We start from the raw sequence: 16,785 nt of genomic DNA, 5'->3' as shown, positions 1-16,785 counted from the left end.
TGTTAGTGTTGCACGGATAGGAAAGTCGCAGCATCCCTGCTGGAAAGCTCGAAGTATCTAAGTCCTTTATGTACTCCTTCGCTATCCGTTCCGAAATCCGTCATTCCGATCGCATCCCGGTAGAAAACTTCTGCGCCACGAAGTGAATGCAGACCAATTCGGCCACCAAATTCCTCTTCTAGGCTCAAGCTGACGGCCGTACCGATGAGCACACGGCCCGCGCCCTTGTAAGTCGGGTCAGCAACCAACTTTGGTCGGTTCCATGGAGCCGTCGCCAAAAACTCCACGTAGATCAGCGGCGTTCGCTGATGCTCGGGGTGGCGACTGAAGCAATCCTGACCGCCTTTGCGCGTCATCATGATGGCTTGGGTACTGCCACCACATTCAAGCACGAAGAAATCGAACAGGAAGGGGTCGTTCAGCGCAACCAGCGCCTTCTTGCCCCATTCCCAATGGGCGTCTTCAGCATTGACCTCTGCTAACGTCTGAAGGGAAGCCTTAGCCTCCCTCCGACGCAACTCAAAAAGAGGTCGCCAGCGTCCTTCGATATGCGCGAGATTCGTGCTGTCCAAGCCATGATACAGGTGTGCATCTTCGTACAGGCCTGTGGCACGATTTTTGAGAAAGACTCGATCGATCAGCCCTTTCATAGAACCATAAGCTCTACTTTTTCTGATTTATCCGCGCTTTCGACGAACACCTTTTCGCCCCGCGCCAGTCGATCATCGACTGATTTGTAGAGCCGCAGCGCTTGGCGAACGAGTGCGGTTTTAGACAACCCTTTTTCTTCACACATGGTTTCAAGGACGCTCATTTCTGCGTCCGACAAATTAAGCGTCATCGTACGCTTCACAGGCGCTTCTCCCTAACCAGCACTCTCCATGTAGCTATAAAGTCCATACCTGTCAATCAAAAAACAATCATTAATTAGCCAATTAATAGCTAGACATTGGCTAAAAACTCCATATATGATTTGTGCAGAATGAGAAACAAGGAGGCTTCAATGCCTGACGTAACGAACTTTACATATAAGCTGGATGGTCGCGTGATCGCCACCAATGACGCCATAATCTCAGGTCGCGAGGTCCGCACCATCGGCGGGCTCAATCCAGCTAGCGGTTATATTCTCATCCAGATTGCGGACGGGTCGACGCGTTCGATCGGGCTTGAGGAGCCGACCGACCTGCGACAGATGCCGCAGCCTGAGTTCCTTTCATTCGAAGGTGATCGGACCTTCTCCCTCACGGTCAACGAGCGCGGCTGGGAATGGGGGGCGGCCAAACTCTCCGCAGCTGACATCTACCGTTACGCCAGCATCGATGAGGAACTCGAGCTAATCCTGGACAGCGCCGGCGACGCGGTCATTCCCGCTGATGGCGAGGTGACTCTGGGCGGACAGGGAGTCGAGCGCATCCGCAGCCGCGAAGCGAAGACGGTGGTCATCAAAGTCAACGGGCGACCGCGTACGGTGCCCAAGAAAAAGCTCAGCTATCGTGAGGTTGCACTTCTCGCCTACCCTGACGCCGACTTCGAGAAATTTAAGTACACGATAACTTACCTGAAAGGTGTACACGGCGCGGAAGGTGATCTGGTGGAGGGCGAAAAGATCGAAGTCAAGAATGGGATGGTCTTCAATGTCCGCCGATCTGATAAGTCGTGATCCACATCTGAAGCAACTGCTGGACGAGGGGTTTGAGCTTGAGATGCGCGACCTCGTCCTCCTCGTTCACAGCGTGCCCTATGTGAAGCGGGACATGTCGCTTGGTCGAGGCACACTTGTCTGCACTCTGTCGCTGGATACGGAAGGCCTGACCTCGACTCCACTGACGGACCACACCATGTGGTTCGCCGGCGAGACGCCTTGCCATCGCGATGGCACGCCAATGACAAATATCATCCATAATAGTCAGGAAGCGACTGTGGGGTCGGACATCAAGGTCCACCATTATTTCTCGTCGAAGCCAGAAGGCACCGGCCAGTATGCCAACATTTACGACAAGGTTGTCACCTATGAGTCTCACCTCGGTGCTGCTGCGCGGTCTCACGACAAGACCGCCAACGCGCGTACAGGCGTCACGTTGGCCAGTGCGGAGGACGATAGTCCCTTCGCGATTCCCGATTCTGCGTCAGTCCGCTACGGAATCCTCGCCGCCAACCGCAAACTCAGGGGCAGCATCGCGATCATCGGCCTCGGCGGAACCGGTGCCTATCTGCTCGACCTCGCCGCCAAGACCCGTGTTGCCGAGATCCACATCTACGATGACGACCAGCTTCTCAACCACAATCTTTTCCGTTCGCCTGGTGCTCCCGAACTGGTGCTAGCGAAGAATTTCCCCCGCAAGGTAGATTATTACGCTGCGCTCTACGCGCGCATGCACAAGGGCGTGAAGCCGCACACCACTCGAGTGACGGCTGACAACATTGACGAATTTTCAGCCTATGACTTCGTATTTGTCTGCGTTGATAAGGGATCGTCGCGGCGCGTGATTGCCGAAGGGCTGGTTCGCCTGGGCATTGCATTCGTCGACACTGGCATAGGTATAGGGCTGGACGACAACACGCTCGACGGTTGCGCAAGGGCAACGTTTATTGCCCCTGGTATGCCGTGGGCGGAAGTGGCTACCCATCTGTCGTTCGGTGACGACGACGAAGAGGCCGATGTGTACGGAACCGAAATCCAGATCGCCGAACTCAATTCTTTGAACGCGATTATGGCGGTCATGCGCTGGAAACGCTGGCTGACCTTCTATCGTGATGAGCGCAACGAAAGGAACGCGACATACATGATCGAGGGCAACAATATCACAAACCGGGTGACATGATGGCTCGGGTGGATTGTCTTACAACGGTCTTCGTCGAAGACATTCCGGAACAACTGGAAGACGGTGTCCTTTACGTGTCGCGCGAATGCCACGTCGCGCTGCATAATTGCGCGTGTGGGTGCGGCGAGGAGGTTTCAACACCGCTCGTTCCGACTGAATATGACCTCATTATGGAAGACGAGGGAGCCTCGATATGGCCGTCGATCGGCAATCACGACTTCCCTTGTGGCTCGCACTACATCATTAAAAGCGGCCGCATCCAATGGGCCGGCAAGATGTCTCGCGCGCAGATCGAAGCGGGCCGCGTCCATGACCGTCTGCTCAAGCGCGGCGCCCAGCCGAAGGGGCTCAGGGCCATCGTCGCATGGTTCAAGCGCCTGTGGATCAAGTTCATTGGCTAATCAACGTTTGCCATGGGGTCGGCCGCAATTTGCGGTCGGGCTGGCGCCGACACGGCTGTCCTCCGATTGGCTCCAAGTAGGTCTAGGAAGCCGGTAGTCGTTGATGTTGCAAATCTGAATGAAGGGCAGGTTTCAGGGAAACGGTTACCTGGCGGCGTTGTCCAAATGAGGCGCGAAGCCCGATCTTTCATCCAGGAGCACCCGGACAACGCCGAAACTCGCTCGTCAGGGCCGGAGATCGCTTCGTTTTCTGTGAAGTCGGTCGATTAGGGATTCATTTTGGTCGGTACCCATCCAATTCTGAATGAACCGAATTTGGCGGTCTGACCGGCCGAACAGATAGGTGTCTGCTGACCCAACGACGTGTTCGTTTATTGGCCTAATGCCAAACCCAGACGCTGCCGCGCGCGGAATCATGTCTGTACCGCAATGCGGGCAAGAGCCCCCGAAACCCGCTTGCGGGCGGAATCTTCGCCCATCGACCAATGCGTTACGCATGGCACCTTTCCCGGCAATGCAGATATGTGGCAGAATTTATGGCCGGGAGCGGGAGCGAAGATATATGCGACGGTAAAACCTTGGCATGCTTATCGTTGGGCGCGATCACTGAGAATGGCCTTTTCAAACCAATCAGGAACCTGTTGCTGCCACCTACGGCATTGCCGGGACGTCGCGCCAGAACGCGACAATCGCGTCTGAGAACGTCTGGAACTGGTCATCGCTCACCTTGAGGTGCGTGTGGTTCAGCAGTTTCTCTGACCACGGCGGCCGAGTGCCTTTGAGCGGATCGTCTAGATACTCGGAGCAGGTTTTCTTCAGGTCATCCGGCGATTTTCCGGCGCCGTGCTTGTAGACGTTGACCACCAACCGGCACGCATCGAGCGTCTTGAAGTAGTCCGTGCTTCGGGCTTTCCAGCCGAAACTTTCCAGGAGGTCTGCAATCTTGGCGAAATCCGCTGACCAGACCTTCGCAGCTGCCGTATCCCCTCGATGCCAGTTTCGTAATTCGCGGACCAGCCAGTCCCGCAGCTGTTTGTCCCACTCGTGGAACATCCCTGCGGTGACACTCAACCGGGTTTGGTCGCGTATGCCGCTCAGGAGCTGGTAGAACTCAATGCCGGCGTCGCGAGCAGCCTCGTAGAAATCCCCGGAATCGTCTCAAACCGGCCTTTGCTTTGCTCCAGCACTGCGGGGCCAGATCCGGCGGCCCCCGCCGCGCTGAAATGCCTCGCTCCTGCGGCCTCACACTCGCCAGGAGGCACAAGTGCATCCCCATGCCTGACTGGCAGTGCGCTTCGCCGCAGGAAGAGTCCCGTGACTTTCCCGGCCTGGCAGGGCAGCTTGTCTCGGCGCCGCTGAATTCCGATCTGCAAAGCGGCCTCATCCCGTCACGCCCTGTGAAAAAAGGGCAGGAGGGCTACGGCTTCCATTTCAGCGTCAGCCGCTGAACGCTTGAGCCGGCTCTACGGCTATTCGGCTGGGGTTTTCCGAAGCTTTTCTAACACAAAGAGCTTGCCCTGGCGCACGGCGTACTCGATTGATTGCGCCTTCGCCAGATGTGCCGCAATCGAGCTGGCCAGCATGCAGCCCGTCCCGCGCATCGATGCGGCAAGGCGCGGCGTGTCAAAGCGGACTGGTTCGTGATCGGGGCGCAACAGAATATCGGTTGATTGCGGTCCCGATGCATGGCCGCCCTTGATCAGCAGAGCCCGCGCGCCGGCTGCCAGCAATTCTTGGCCTTGCCACACTACGCCGTCCTCATCCACTGCCCGCTCCGAGCCAACGAGGAGTGCCAGCTCGAAGAGATTGGGGGTGACCAGACGGCAAAATGGCATCAGATCGCATTTCAGGGCGGCGATGGCGCCGGCTTCCAGGAGCGCCCGGCCTGACGTCGACGCCAGCACCGGGTCGAGCACTGCCGGCACCTGCGGATTTTCGCGCAGCACTCCGGCAACCGCAATGACGATCTCCACCGTGGCGAGCATCCCGATCTTGATGGCCGCCACTTTGTTGGCCTGCAACCCCGCACGCATCTGACCGGCCACCAGACCGGGTTGCATAGAGTGGATTTCCATGACCGCATGGTGCGTCTGCACCGTTAGCGCGGTGACAGCAAGGCAGGTGCGCACGCCAATGGAAGAGATCGTCTCGATATCGCGTGCAATTCCAGCCCCACCGCTGGAGTCTGATCCGCCGACCACGAGCACATGCGGTTCTCGCCTCAGCGCCATGGCTTTGTCTTTTCGATCCATTCTCGCGTGCGCGCTTCGGGATCGGCATTCAAGGTGATGTCGGTGACCACCGCGGCGCTGTCCGCACCAGCCTCGAAGACACCGTCGAGCCGGTCGGGGTTGAGGCCGCCGATGGAGACCAATGGGATCGGCGCCACCCGATGCTTCCACTCGCTGATCCGCTCGAGCCCTTGCGGCGCCCATTTCATCTGCTTCAGGACGGTGGGATAGATGGGGCCGAGCGCGATATAGTCGGGCTCGGCAGCGATGGCCGTTTCCAGTTCGAGATGATCGTGCGTGCTGAGCCCGAGCTTCAATCCGGCGTACTTAATCGCCAGCAGGTCGGCCGCGGCCAAATCCTCTTGGCCGAGATGGACAAAGTCGCAGCCTTCCTCAATGGCGAGCCGCCAATAGTCGTTGACGATCAGTTGGCAGCAGTGCTGGGCGCATAAACCCTTCGCCTTGCGGATCTCCGCGCGCAACCCGGCCTCATCCAAGGTCTTGATGCGCAACTGAACCAGCTTGACGCCAAGTGGCACCAGCCGTTCGATCCAGGCGGCGCTGTCGACGATCAGGTAGAAGGGATCGAGCTTCATGAGAAAACCGCCCTGCCGATCGTCGGCGTCGAGGGCACGGCGACCTCGCGCGGTTCGAGCATTCCCGAGCTGAAAGCTTCACGACCGGCCTCGACCGCCTTGCCGAACGCACGCGCCATGCCGACCGGATCGGCCGCCTTGGCAACTGCGGTGTTCAGGAGTACGGCGTCAAAGCCGAGCTCCATGACGGTTGCCGCGTGCGATGGCCGTCCGAGACCAGCATCCACGATCAGCGGGACATCAGGGAAATGTCCGCGCATCGAGCGCAGCGCCATGATGTTGACCGGCCCGAGGGCGGAACCGATCGGTGCGCACCAGGGCATCAAGACCTTGCAGCCCGCCGCAAGCAGCCGCTCGGCGACGACAAGGTCGTCGGTTGTATACGGGAACACCGCAAAACCGTCCTCGCACAGGATGCGGGCGGCTTCGAGCAGACCGAACACGTCCGGCTGCAGCGTGTCGTGATTGCCGATCACTTCGAGCTTGATCCAGGGCGTGCCGAAGACTTCGCGCGCCATTTGTGCGGTCGTGACCGCTTCCTTGACGGAGTGGCAGCCAGCAGTGTTGGGCAGGATTCTGACGCCGAGCGAGCGGATCAACGACCAGAATTTTTCGCCAGCCCTGCCGCCTGCCATTTCACGGCGCAACGAGACGGTCACCACCGCCGTGCCCGATGCCCTGACTGCATAGGCAAGGATGGCCGGCGAAGGATATTGAGCCGTGCCAAGAAGCAGGCGCGACGGAAGCTCGGCTCCATAAAGCTCGATCATGGCCTAGCCACCCTGCATGGGCGAGAGGATTTCGATCCGGTCGCCGTCGTTCAACTGGAATTCCGCCCGGTTGGCTTTGTGCACGAGGTCGTTGTTGACGGCGGTGGCGAGCCAATCGCCCTCATAGTCAAGCGCGGCAAGCAGCTCGGCCAGCGTGGTGGCGGCAACCTCATGCGCTTCGCCGTTGACCATCAGTTTCATGAGCAAGCTCCTTCGTTCTGTCTTGACTGAAAACCAGCTTGGCAGCCCGGCGCGCCATGGCGGGAGCCAGGAGAAAACCGTGACGATAGAGCCCGTTTATCGCGATGATTTCACCCTTCGTTTCGACGCGCGGCAAATTGTCGGGAAAGGCTGGGCGGACGCCGACACCGGTTTCAACGATCTCGGCCTCGCCAAAGGCCGGATGGAGGGCATAGGCGGTACCCAGAAGCTCCATCATGCAGCGCGCCGTAACCGGTCCGGCGGACTGGCTTTCAATCATCGTCGCACCAATCATGAAACGGTGGTCGGTGCGCGGCACCATGTAGAGCGGAAAGCGCGGATGCAGCAGCCTGACGGGGCGCGACAGTGAGATATCAGGGGTGCGCAGGAACAGCATTTCGCCGCGAACGCCGCGCAGCCAGTCATTTTGCGCCGCCATTCCCGTACAGTCGATCTGACGATCGAAACCAAAAACATGCTGGGCGTCGGCGCCGAAGTGGAATTCAACACCCGTGGCCGCGAGCTTGTCATGAAGTGCTGCCATCGCCTGGCGCGGATCAAGATGAGCCTCATCGGCGAACAGCAATCCGCGGCGGAAGCGGCCGGCTAAGTCGGGCTCCAGCAAGGCAATTTCATCTTCCTCGACACGCCGATAGCCCGTCGTGCGGCTGGCGAACCGGTCGAGCTCGCCCGCATCGCGCGGCGCGGCCAAGACCAGCGTTCCCCGTCGTGCTACCAAGCCTGGCGTTGCGGCATCCCACCAGTCGGCGGCGTCGCGTCCGAGATCCAGCACCGGCTGCTCGGCGCTTTCACGCTCGCACCACGGCGCCAACATGCCACCGGCGAACCACGACGCATTGCCCCCAAGGGCAGGCCTTGTCTCGGCAACGGTAACCGCCGCGCCGCGTGCGGCGAACTCGAAGGCGGCGGTGAGGCCGGCAACGCCCGCCCCTTTGACCAAGACCTTCATGATGGCTCACGTGGCTGAGGTATGAGCGGTGCGCCGGTCTCGTCCGCCGGCAGGTAGAGATCGCCGCCCTCGCGGTATTTCGCCGCCATCGCCGCCATGCCCTCTTTCGGTGCCTCGGCGCGGATGTCGTGAGAGATTCGCATGGAGCAGAATTTCGGTCCGCACATCGAGCAGAAATGCGCCACCTTGTGCGCCTCCTTGGGCAAGGTCTGGTCGTGGAAGGACCGCGCGGTTTCCGGGTCGAGCGACAGATTGAACTGGTCCTCCCAGCGGAACTCGAAGCGCGCGCGGGAAAGCGCATCATCCCTGACTTTCGCTGCCGGATGGCCCTTCGCCAGATCGGCTGCATGGGCGGCTATCTTGTAGGTGATCACGCCGATCTTGACGTCGTTGCGGTCGGGAAGGCCGAGATGCTCTTTCGGCGTGACATAGCAAAGCATTGCGGTGCCGAACCAGCCTATCATGGCGGCACCTATCCCTGAGGTGATGTGGTCATAGCCCGGCGCGATGTCGGTCGTCAGCGGCCCCAAAGTGTAGAACGGCGCCTCACCGCACACTGCGAGCTGCTTGTCCATGTTCTGCTTGATCTTGTGCATGGGGACATGGCCCGGGCCTTCGATCATCACCTGGCAGTCCTTTGCCCAGGCAATCTTGGTGAGTTCTCCAAGTGTTTCCAGTTCGGCGAATTGCGCCGCGTCGTTCGCATCGGCGATTGAACCGGGACGAAGGCCGTCGCCGAGCGAGAAGGATACGTCGTAGGCTCTGGCGATGTCGCAGATCTCCGCAAAGTGCTCGTAGAGGAAGCTTTCCCGGTGATGGTGCAGGCACCATTTGGCCATGATTGAGCCGCCACGCGAGACGATACCCGTGACCCGGTCGACGGTCAGCGGGATGTAATGCAGCCGCACGCCAGCGTGGATGGTGAAATAGTCAACGCCTTGCTCGGCCTGTTCGATCAGCGTGTCGCGGTAGACCTCCCAGGTCAGATCCTCGGCAATACCACCGACCTTTTCGAGCGCTTGGTAGAGCGGCACCGTGCCGATCGGCACCGGCGCGTTGCGCACGATCCAGTCGCGGATGTTGTGGATGTTGCGGCCGGTCGACAGGTCCATCACCGTATCGGCGCCCCAGCGGATCGCCCACACCATCTTTTCGACCTCTTCAGCCATCGACGATGTGACGGCGGAGTTACCGATATTGGCATTGATCTTGACCAGGAAATTGCGGCCGATGATCATTGGCTCGCTCTCGGGATGGTTGATGTTGGCGGGAATAATCGCCCGTCCGCGCGCCACCTCGTCACGCACGAATTCGGGTGTGACGAAATCGGGCAGCGTCGCGCCGAAAGCCTCGCCGTCGCGCTCAAGCTTGCCGTGCAGGATCTCGCGACCAAGGTTCTCGCGAATGGCAACGAACTCCATTTCAGGTGTGATGATGCCGGCGCGCGCATAGGCAAGCTGCGTCACCGCCTTGCCTGCTTTGGCCCTGAGCGGTCGGTGGCGGATGGGAAATTCCGGCGTCAGGCGTTCGCCCGTCGCGAATCCGTTGTCCTCCGGCCGGACATGGCGGCCGTCACAGTCCTCGACATCGCCGCGCGCCAAGATCCATTCGTGGCGAAGCCGGGCCAGGCCTTTTTCGATGCTGGTTTCGACAGCCGGATCGGTATAGGGGCCCGACGGATCGTAGACGGTGACGGGCGGCTCGCCGGCTGTCGGATGGACAGAGATTTCGCGCATCGGCACCCTGATCTGCGGGTGGATGGCACCGGGCTTGTGGATTTTCCGTGAGGCGGGCAGCGGTCCCGTTGAGACGGCTGGGGTGAGGGCATTCATCGTGAGGCTCCTTTGCTCATGCATTGGAGACCCAGTTCTGTGCCGGAAGGATGAAAAGACGCTTCTGTCTACCTGCCGAAACAGGACCTCGGGCGTGAACTCCCGCAAAGCGCTTGCACCGTCCCTACGCCAGTATGAACTGGATCAGGTTCAACGGGTCACTGCGCCGCGAAAGCCAGCAGTATCTCAGCCCCTTGCCGGGACTCCCCTGGTGAATGCCTCAAGTTGAACGGGCCGGGGTTGTCTTGTCAAGCGCATGTTCGTCCTGCGGCGGCGGTGGGCGGCAATCAAATTGGGCCCAAATTGGGCCGACGGCCTCGCCACGGGTCGCGGAGAAGTTCCGCGGGAGATAGGGCAGGTGTGGCCAAAGCTGCATTTGCCTCATCAAACTTGATGTGACATTGACGTAGACGGAACTGCTGCGTTTCAAGGATCTTAAGCCGTCAATGCCTGATCGGAACAGAACTGGTGGGCCGCCCGAACGCCCCACAAACATCGTGCTCTCGATCACCTCCTATTGTCGCCGGAAAAGGGGTGATCGACCAATCGATCAAGTCGACCGCTCGCTGAAGGGCGCCCTCGGTTTCAGCACGGCTGGGCGAAGTGGCAATGACATGTCCAATCCAGTCTCGGAAATCCCCCTTCCTGACGATCGGTGTCTTGGGTTCAACATTCAATTTGACCTCGGCCACACCTGATATAGCAGCTGCCTGAGTGTCGCCACCAATCCAGTCCAGGGTGCCATCTTGATCAGGAAGCAGGAATCGCGCGGCCGCAGTATGCGAATGCTTTTTGCGCAGATCCCATTCCTCGCCAATTGACAAGCTTGATGTGCTCGGTGACGAGGTCGACACCGTAAGCTAACTGGACCAGTTGAGGGTCGGGCGCGCCACTAAGACGCGGATTGACTTCAATGACAACTGGACCGCGTTTCGTGCACCGGAGTTCAATGTTAGTTGGCCCCCAGCCAAGGCCGAGAGCCCGCAAACAGCTCAACGAAACATCGGCGATGCGCTCACGCTCCTGATCGGTTAGCAGGGCCGGATACGTCACCTCACGTATGACGAAATGGGGGAGGGGACCAAAGTCATTGGCGCAAATCGCAACGACCTCATTCCCCATAACATTAATGCTATAGAACGGGCCCTGTGCGAATTCTTCGACGAGTATTTTCGGTGTAGACCGCCATATGTGCTTTCCGCCCAATAGATAGGTCGTATGTTCGGCTACGTCTTCGAGGCTGCGGCACAATCGGACACCCATGCTGCCGCTGCCTAATGCCGGCTTAAGAATCACGGGCAGGCCGATCTCTGCAGCCGAGCTTTCTACCTCCGCCGCATTCGTTGCCAACCGATAAGCCGGTATTGGAACGCCGGCCTGCGCGAGGAACTCGCCATGAGCCGGGTGCGCAGAGATCGTCCGACGCTCTTGTATTTGCTGGATCCCAGCCGGCTCCGCCTCCGACTGCCTCGGTAGCTCGGTATCCTGAGCGCGTCGGCGGCATCATGCCATTATCATCCTACGAATTGCATGCTCCATCGTCCTGGACGAGACCGGTTTGGCTAGCCAAAGGACGAAGGTCTGATTACCAGATGTGATCGGCATGGGGTCGCTTCCACCAACGACGATGATGGGCACCGTCATCAGGGTGGTACGTACGGCTTCGGGCTGTCCTGGCCCGAGGAAAGTCGCTTTATCGAAAATTAGGAGGTCGGCTGCCTTCCCGCTCTCGATCCAGTCGCAAAGACTTTCGAAGGTCGCGAAGCCGACAGGCTTATAACCAAGCGCGGCGATCTTATCGTTGTAGATCTCCAACGCTGCTGGATCGGGCTCCACGACTGCAATGATTTCTCCATTGCCAAGTGATCCATCGTATGGACCGGAAGCGCTATCAGCTCTGACCTGCTCCTCAGCGCAGGCCGGTAAGTAGAGATCGAAGCGTGTACCTCGGCCAACAGCCGAGGTGACGTCAAGGCATCCTGCGAGCGCGCTCACATGGCGGTCCACTGCAGCAAGACCCAGTCCGGTCCCGCCGACGCGAGAGCGCGTGGTAAAAAAGGGCTCAAAGATATGCGGAAGCACCGAACTTGCGATTCCTTGGCCATCGTCGCTGATGGAGAGGAGAACGTAATCTCCCGGTTTCAAGGTGCCCTTAGCCACGGGCTTCGTTTGACAGACGTGAGCGCGAGAAACGCTAATCTCGACACGGCCCTCATTCAAGAGAGCCTCCGACGCGTTCTTGCATAGATTCATAAGGATCTGCTGTATCTCGGTCGGGCTGCCCTCGATCACCGTTTGCCACTCGTTGATCTTGAAGTTCAACTGAACATCCGCACGAAGTGTAACCCGCAGCAATGGCGCGAGATCCATTACACTCTCCGAGACGTCGAAAGGCATCGTCACGCGCTTCCGATTTCGGCTTAGTGACAAAATTTGATCAATAATCAGCTTGGCTCGGTTGCTGGCCAAGATAATTTGGCCGATGTGGCCCCGAATTCTCGAGGGGCGGCGCACAAGACCTTTAGCCATCTCTGCGTAGCCAACTATTGCTCCTAGAACATTATTGAATTCATGTGTAACGCCGCTTGCGATTGTGCCGACAGCCGTCAGCCTTTCCGCATGCTCCCATCGACTCTCAAAAAGGTTACGTTCCGTGTGTACACGTTGCATTTCAAGATGGTTGCCTAAACGCACAGTAGCGCTCGCCAGAACCAGGAGGTCGTCTGTGGAGGGTGGTGAGCGATCTCCTTCAAAAACAAGGATACAAACCGCAGCCTGCTGATCGGAGGCCCTGCACCCAACAATTTGACAAACACCGGTGGTGCCTACGGCAGTCCGAACCACTTCCGACGCCGGAACGACGCGAAACACTGGCTGTTCCGGGTGTACAAGTGAGACGACTTCATGGATTAGCGTGGCGTTCCAGACGCGCATGCGCTTGTTCGCGACAAAGTACTCGGTATTCCTGCTGATACTCGGATCCACCAGAGCAAGCGCGCATTGATCCGCATCGAAAACGCATTGAATGAGTCTAAGCGCTGCTTCGGTGGAGAAGCGCCGCGAAGCCTTCGTTGCTTGACTGTCGATGAAGCAAGCTTCGATCTCACTCATTGCCGCTTCAAGCTCTAACCGCCTTTCCAACCGGTTCGTCCGCACATGCAGCGTGGAGGCTCGAATGGTCGCAAACAAGCAGAGGCATATGGACACCAAGCCAAAGAAAAGTCGTGTACGCTGCGCTTGCGCGCTGGCGAAGCTGTAGGCTTTCAGATGTTCTCGCTCCAATTCGGCAGCCTTGGCGAACGTGTCGAAGGATGGGATTCGATTGACAGCGCGGTCCAACCTCAACATTGAGGACAGGATAGCGCGGCCCTCGCGGGCCACATCCTCCGTGACTTGGTCCTGGCTAGGAGGAAGTCGGCCGAGAGACTGATCGATTTGTAATGCGAGGCTGAATCCCGGTCTGGCCGAAAATTGAAGGATCAGATTGGAAAATTCAGGCCTGTTCGACACTCCCCCCCGAAGGCGATTAGCCGAGCGAGCAAAGCGTACGAGAGAGCTTTGCAGAAGCTCATTTTGCGCGGCCGAGGCCGAGATGGCAGCTTCTGTGTTTTCGAGGGACTTTTTGAGCTGTGCAACCAACCTGGAGTGCACCCCGGAGCTCTCATTGGGCGAAATCTCAACAAGGCGTTGGTAGTTTTGAAGGTTCCTTTTTAATGCTTGCCCGGTAGAAGCAACGGAACGGAAGTCCAATACCATGTCGGCGCGGGCGACGTCTCGCTGGAGCAATGCGTAGTTGATCTGAATCGTCCGCAGTTCGCTTAGGACCGTCTCGTTGATCTGGGGGTCTTGCCACTGTATCGCGACCAAGAGCGCAACCGAGGCCACTAGGGCCATTACAGAAGCTTTGTCGGTACTGAGCCATTTTTCCCAAACGAACGGCGTTTGATCCGCGGTGCGTGCCTTGCGAAGGTCCGATTTGAATTCTAGCTCCCCATCGCGTCGGTGTGCGGCCGGATGCTGCTGGAACAGGAAAGCCAAGTGTACCTCTCCCCTCAAATAGGCGGTGTAGACACCGTTGCACTCTGCCCCCATGGCCCGCTGACCTTCCATTGATTCGCGGGCGTTTCGACCTCGACGGCGAGGCGGCAGCACAAGGCGGGCAACTGATCGCAGTTTTCGGAACTGGTCTTCCGAGAGATCATCGAAGGGGCATACAAGCGCACGCCTGCAGCAGCCGAGGATGATACCGGCCGGTCAAACGCAACTGGCGAGGGCCGGATCTGCTGTTGGCTGGCAGCTAACACTGGCGGGGCGGCGGCCTCAACTCCGGCGTGCCTAGAGCCGGCTGCTGCGAAAGCGTCCGACACGCTTCCCTTGGGGGCATCCCGTCCAGCGGGCATCCTTGGATCGCTGAAAAAAGACGAGGCGGCTTGATGATCCTGCCCTCGCTGAAGCACCTCGCGAAACCCCTGTTCCAGTCGCAGAAGCTCCTCTGGACCGGTAGGCGGCTCGTCAGCTCGACCATCGAACAGCGGCCGGAGCGCCTCGGACACGTGCTGCTCAAAGCCCACTCGCCGGGCCTGGACCGCTTGCCCGTCTTCCAAGCCGGCGTCCTGCACCTGCGACAAAGCTGTTACACGGGATGGATTACTATTTCGCGGGTTCATACTAGCCTCACATCAAACTGTATCGTCAAAGTCCTGCGCCAATCCACGCAGCGGCTCATCGAGTTTTTCTGTGGAGAGCCCCCCGTCTGCTTTCGTCAAGGGCGTCGGCTCCGGGAGGGCGCCTGTCTGGCTTTCAAAGATGCGTTTCAGAATGCGATCCGAAAAATATCGCACCTTCCTCAATTTTAATGGTGGCAGACCTTGATGAGAACGATTTCGTACTCGTCATTGAGCAGCCGCACCTGTTCGGGACGCAACAGCGGTGCACCTTGATGTGAATTCTGAACGTTCCTTCGCGCCTGGCTGTAGGAAATCGATTGGGCTTGAAATGTGAATCCACCGATAGCTTTGGAAATGTAGTTCGGAGTCTCGTCATCTACCTCGATGTTCCTAGAAGCGCGCCGGCAGCCCGGGCGGGGGGCTTGGGGTTAGACTGCCGGCGCACGCCACTCAGAAAGAGCGGCCTCTTTTCGCGGTTCGGACACCCATAGTCAACCCGGCAACGTCTGGATGCCCGCTGTGCTTTTTGCAGAGCGGCGATGCCGGGCATATCGGCCGATCCTGTCTAGGATGGTGTGGCCACTCTCGTCGGCCGAGTTGATGCTCCAGCCAGTATCGCCTTGCCGACCAGCATGAGTTCGCCGTTAGCAATCCATCGTTGCGAGCCGAGACCGACGTAAAAAGCGCGTGTTATCGACTATGTAGCTGACGCTCCCGCTGACGCCTTCGAGTGCGCACGCTATGCCCCGTTCGCACCCTCTTGTGAATAGTACTGCGCCATGCACCTGAAACCGCCTCCTGGGGCCAGGCTTGCTGATTCAACACGATTGATCCGACGCCAAGGGAAGCGGTTTCGAGGTGCCGCAGCGCGTACATGATGATGGCCGCCGCGGGGGCCTCGCGGACTTCGAGAACCTTTTCACCGGTTGAGATGTGTTCGAGCCCGGTTGCTGACATACTGGCTCTTGCGGCTGCTGATCGACTTCAGTGCTCGTCGCGATGCCGCAAGCGATTTTTTGCGGCAAATGACCTTTCCGAAAAGTTTGCGACAGAACCCGCCGACGCCGCTCTCATCGAAGCGGATGAGGCTCAGCGGCCTCCCCTGTCCGACAATTTGCGTCGGTTTGGCGATTTGACCCCAGCCATGGAGCTCAACGCCCCGCGTCGGAGCGCTCCCTGCTTCTGAAGGAAGCCATTAGGTCCGCTCGGGCTTGATCGGAGGCTTGGCTGATGGACGTCGTGGTTGCTTCGCTCAGTTGCCGCCCCATGGCGCGGCTTTGCGGATTATCAGTCCTCTGCCTCTTCGCCGGTCTCAACAGCGCTGTGTAATGTTCATTGTTTATGATGACGCCCCCGCTGTTCACGAGGTTGCTCCTGTCAAGTGTACTCGTCAGTCCGTCCTGGGCCTCGCGCTTCTTGCCCAAGTGCCGTTCAAACGGCGCTGGCGCGACTTGTTGAGCTCGAGAGATGGGTCCCTGCTCTCCTGCGTGGCCATGAGCTTGTGCCGCGGTCTGCGCAGCGGCGTCCCCAATGGCACGAGCCTCCATGCCGACTGCGTCTTCCCGACGAGCAGCAAGGGCAATTTTGCGCCCGGGTGCGAACTTCCGGAGATGAGCTAGTGCACTGATCCCAGCGGAGTTCATATAGCGCTTGGCATCTTCATCCAGCGACCCCTCGTGAAGCCGATCCGCAATCCGCGGCTTTTTGTTTTCAACCAGGCATTGACTGAAACGTCTAAGAGCAGACCCATAGACCTGAATGGTACCGGGATTCGGCCCGGTCGCAGGCGCTCCCTTGTACTCTTTGATGTGAGCCGCTGTGTACTCTCTGATGAGCGCGGCGTCGGCAGGGTCGGGATTCAGGACAGCGCGGCCCAGCACTGGCGCTCCGCCCGCCCACGTCTTGAGACGACCTAGTGACCCAGCCACGTCCGAGGAGCCACTCTTGCGCTGGTACTCCTTGAGATCCGGATCCAGCGACGAATCGTTAAGCCGAGCGGCAAATCCCGGCTTGTTGTTTTTAAAGAGCCAATGACCAAAGCCGAGAAGAGAATCTACATGGCGCTTGACCGTGCTCTCCTGGACCTTACCGGCATAGAGTGCTGACCTCAGCCCTTCGACAACGGTCGCATCGTTGGAATAAAGAGGACGCTGGTCGTGACCGGAGACCACTATTGGAGGATCTGGCTGCACCGCCGCCGGCACAGAACGAGCATGGTCATGCAACTCGAACGGTGCGGGGGGATTCAGATCAACCACTGACGAATCCGGCGCATGATGATGGCGCGCCGTTGAG

The 16,785-nt window shown here is 59.0% G+C and carries 14 protein-coding genes, 3 pseudogenes and 1 riboswitch; of the genes and pseudogenes, 4 read left to right on the top strand and 13 right to left on the bottom strand.

Annotated features, from left to right (window positions below):
- Positions 1 to 2 precede the first annotated feature (2 nt).
- Both NKI79_RS25070 and NKI79_RS25065 read right to left on the bottom strand, forming a co-directional pair.
- Complete coding sequence (locus tag NKI79_RS25070; protein WP_352805352.1) at positions 3 to 650, bottom strand: hypothetical protein; 648 nt, start codon at positions 648 to 650, stop codon at positions 3 to 5.
- Positions 647 to 853, bottom strand: coding sequence for a ribbon-helix-helix protein, CopG family (locus NKI79_RS25065; RefSeq protein ID WP_010913797.1), 207 nt, complete (start codon positions 851 to 853; stop codon positions 647 to 649). Before NKI79_RS25065 ends, NKI79_RS25070 begins: the two co-directional genes overlap by 4 nt.
- Positions 854 to 1,003: 150 nt before the next feature.
- Between NKI79_RS25065 and NKI79_RS25060 the strand changes: the two genes are divergently transcribed.
- From NKI79_RS25060 to NKI79_RS25050, 3 genes are read left to right on the top strand one after another with little or no spacing between them, the layout of a single operon-like run.
- Positions 1,004 to 1,660, top strand: a complete 657-nt coding sequence (locus NKI79_RS25060; protein WP_032898264.1) for a multiubiquitin domain-containing protein — start codon at positions 1,004 to 1,006, stop codon at positions 1,658 to 1,660.
- Positions 1,635 to 2,822 carry a ThiF family adenylyltransferase gene (locus tag NKI79_RS25055; RefSeq protein ID WP_023697173.1) on the top strand — a complete coding sequence of 396 codons (1,188 nt, stop codon included), beginning with the start codon at positions 1,635 to 1,637 and terminating at the stop codon, positions 2,820 to 2,822. The genes NKI79_RS25060 and NKI79_RS25055 overlap by 26 nt, the downstream gene beginning before the upstream one ends.
- Positions 2,822 to 3,223 (top strand): ubiquitination-like system serine protease family protein, encoded by a 402-nt coding sequence (locus tag NKI79_RS25050; RefSeq protein WP_032898265.1) that lies wholly within the window; start codon positions 2,822 to 2,824, stop codon positions 3,221 to 3,223. The genes NKI79_RS25055 and NKI79_RS25050 overlap by 1 nt, the downstream gene beginning before the upstream one ends.
- 651 nt (positions 3,224 to 3,874) lie before the next feature.
- Here NKI79_RS25050 and NKI79_RS25045 read toward each other — a convergent pair.
- Complete coding sequence (locus tag NKI79_RS25045) at positions 3,875 to 4,294, bottom strand: hypothetical protein (RefSeq protein ID WP_352805349.1); 420 nt, start codon at positions 4,292 to 4,294, stop codon at positions 3,875 to 3,877.
- Positions 4,295 to 4,497: 203 nt separating this feature from the next.
- Here NKI79_RS25045 and NKI79_RS25040 point away from each other — a divergent pair, with 203 nt between their 5' ends.
- Complete coding sequence (locus NKI79_RS25040) at positions 4,498 to 4,671, top strand: hypothetical protein (RefSeq protein ID WP_352693073.1); 174 nt, start codon at positions 4,498 to 4,500, stop codon at positions 4,669 to 4,671.
- A 21-nt stretch (positions 4,672 to 4,692) separates the two neighbouring features.
- On the opposite strand, the gene NKI79_RS25035 is transcribed toward NKI79_RS25040, so the two are convergent.
- From NKI79_RS25035 to NKI79_RS24990, 10 genes and pseudogenes are all read right to left on the bottom strand, one after another.
- A complete protein-coding gene (locus NKI79_RS25035; protein ID WP_352538849.1) occupies positions 4,693 to 5,454 on the bottom strand; it encodes a hydroxymethylpyrimidine/phosphomethylpyrimidine kinase in 762 nt (253 codons plus the stop codon).
- The gene (locus NKI79_RS25030; RefSeq protein WP_352805346.1) at positions 5,445 to 6,050 is read right to left on the bottom strand and encodes a thiamine phosphate synthase; all 606 of its coding nucleotides are present in this window, start codon (positions 6,048 to 6,050) and stop codon (positions 5,445 to 5,447) included. Before NKI79_RS25030 ends, NKI79_RS25035 begins: the two co-directional genes overlap by 10 nt.
- Positions 6,047 to 6,820, bottom strand: a complete 774-nt coding sequence (locus tag NKI79_RS25025) for a thiazole synthase (protein ID WP_352805343.1) — start codon at positions 6,818 to 6,820, stop codon at positions 6,047 to 6,049. Before NKI79_RS25025 ends, NKI79_RS25030 begins: the two co-directional genes overlap by 4 nt.
- Positions 6,821 to 6,823: 3 nt before the next feature.
- Positions 6,824 to 7,021 (bottom strand): sulfur carrier protein ThiS, encoded by a 198-nt coding sequence (gene thiS / locus NKI79_RS25020; protein WP_023685606.1) that lies wholly within the window; start codon positions 7,019 to 7,021, stop codon positions 6,824 to 6,826.
- Positions 6,990 to 7,991 (bottom strand): glycine oxidase ThiO, encoded by a 1,002-nt coding sequence (thiO, locus tag NKI79_RS25015; protein WP_352805340.1) that lies wholly within the window; start codon positions 7,989 to 7,991, stop codon positions 6,990 to 6,992. The genes thiS and thiO overlap by 32 nt, the downstream gene beginning before the upstream one ends.
- Positions 7,988 to 9,823 (bottom strand): phosphomethylpyrimidine synthase ThiC, encoded by a 1,836-nt coding sequence (thiC, locus tag NKI79_RS25010; RefSeq protein ID WP_352805338.1) that lies wholly within the window; start codon positions 9,821 to 9,823, stop codon positions 7,988 to 7,990. The genes thiO and thiC overlap by 4 nt, the downstream gene beginning before the upstream one ends.
- Before the next feature lie 103 nt (positions 9,824 to 9,926).
- Positions 9,927 to 10,043, bottom strand: a riboswitch (TPP riboswitch).
- A 223-nt stretch (positions 10,044 to 10,266) separates the two neighbouring features.
- A pseudogene (locus tag NKI79_RS25005) lies at positions 10,267 to 11,209 on the bottom strand (ATP-grasp domain-containing protein); the annotation flags it as partial.
- 117 nt (positions 11,210 to 11,326) lie between these two features.
- Positions 11,327 to 13,861, bottom strand: coding sequence for a two-component system VirA-like sensor kinase (locus tag NKI79_RS25000; RefSeq protein WP_352805336.1), 2,535 nt, complete (start codon positions 13,859 to 13,861; stop codon positions 11,327 to 11,329).
- A 641-nt stretch (positions 13,862 to 14,502) separates the two neighbouring features.
- Positions 14,503 to 14,867, bottom strand: a pseudogene (locus NKI79_RS24995) (type IV secretory system conjugative DNA transfer family protein); the annotation flags it as partial.
- A 774-nt stretch (positions 14,868 to 15,641) separates the two neighbouring features.
- Positions 15,642 to 16,785: pseudogene (locus NKI79_RS24990) on the bottom strand (hypothetical protein); the annotation flags it as partial.

The sequence above is a fragment of the Mesorhizobium sp. M0340 genome (assembly GCF_040321535.1).
In the GTDB taxonomy this organism is placed as follows: Bacteria; Pseudomonadota; Alphaproteobacteria; order Rhizobiales; family Rhizobiaceae; genus Mesorhizobium.
This window is presented reverse-complemented; position numbering and strand designations above follow the sequence as displayed.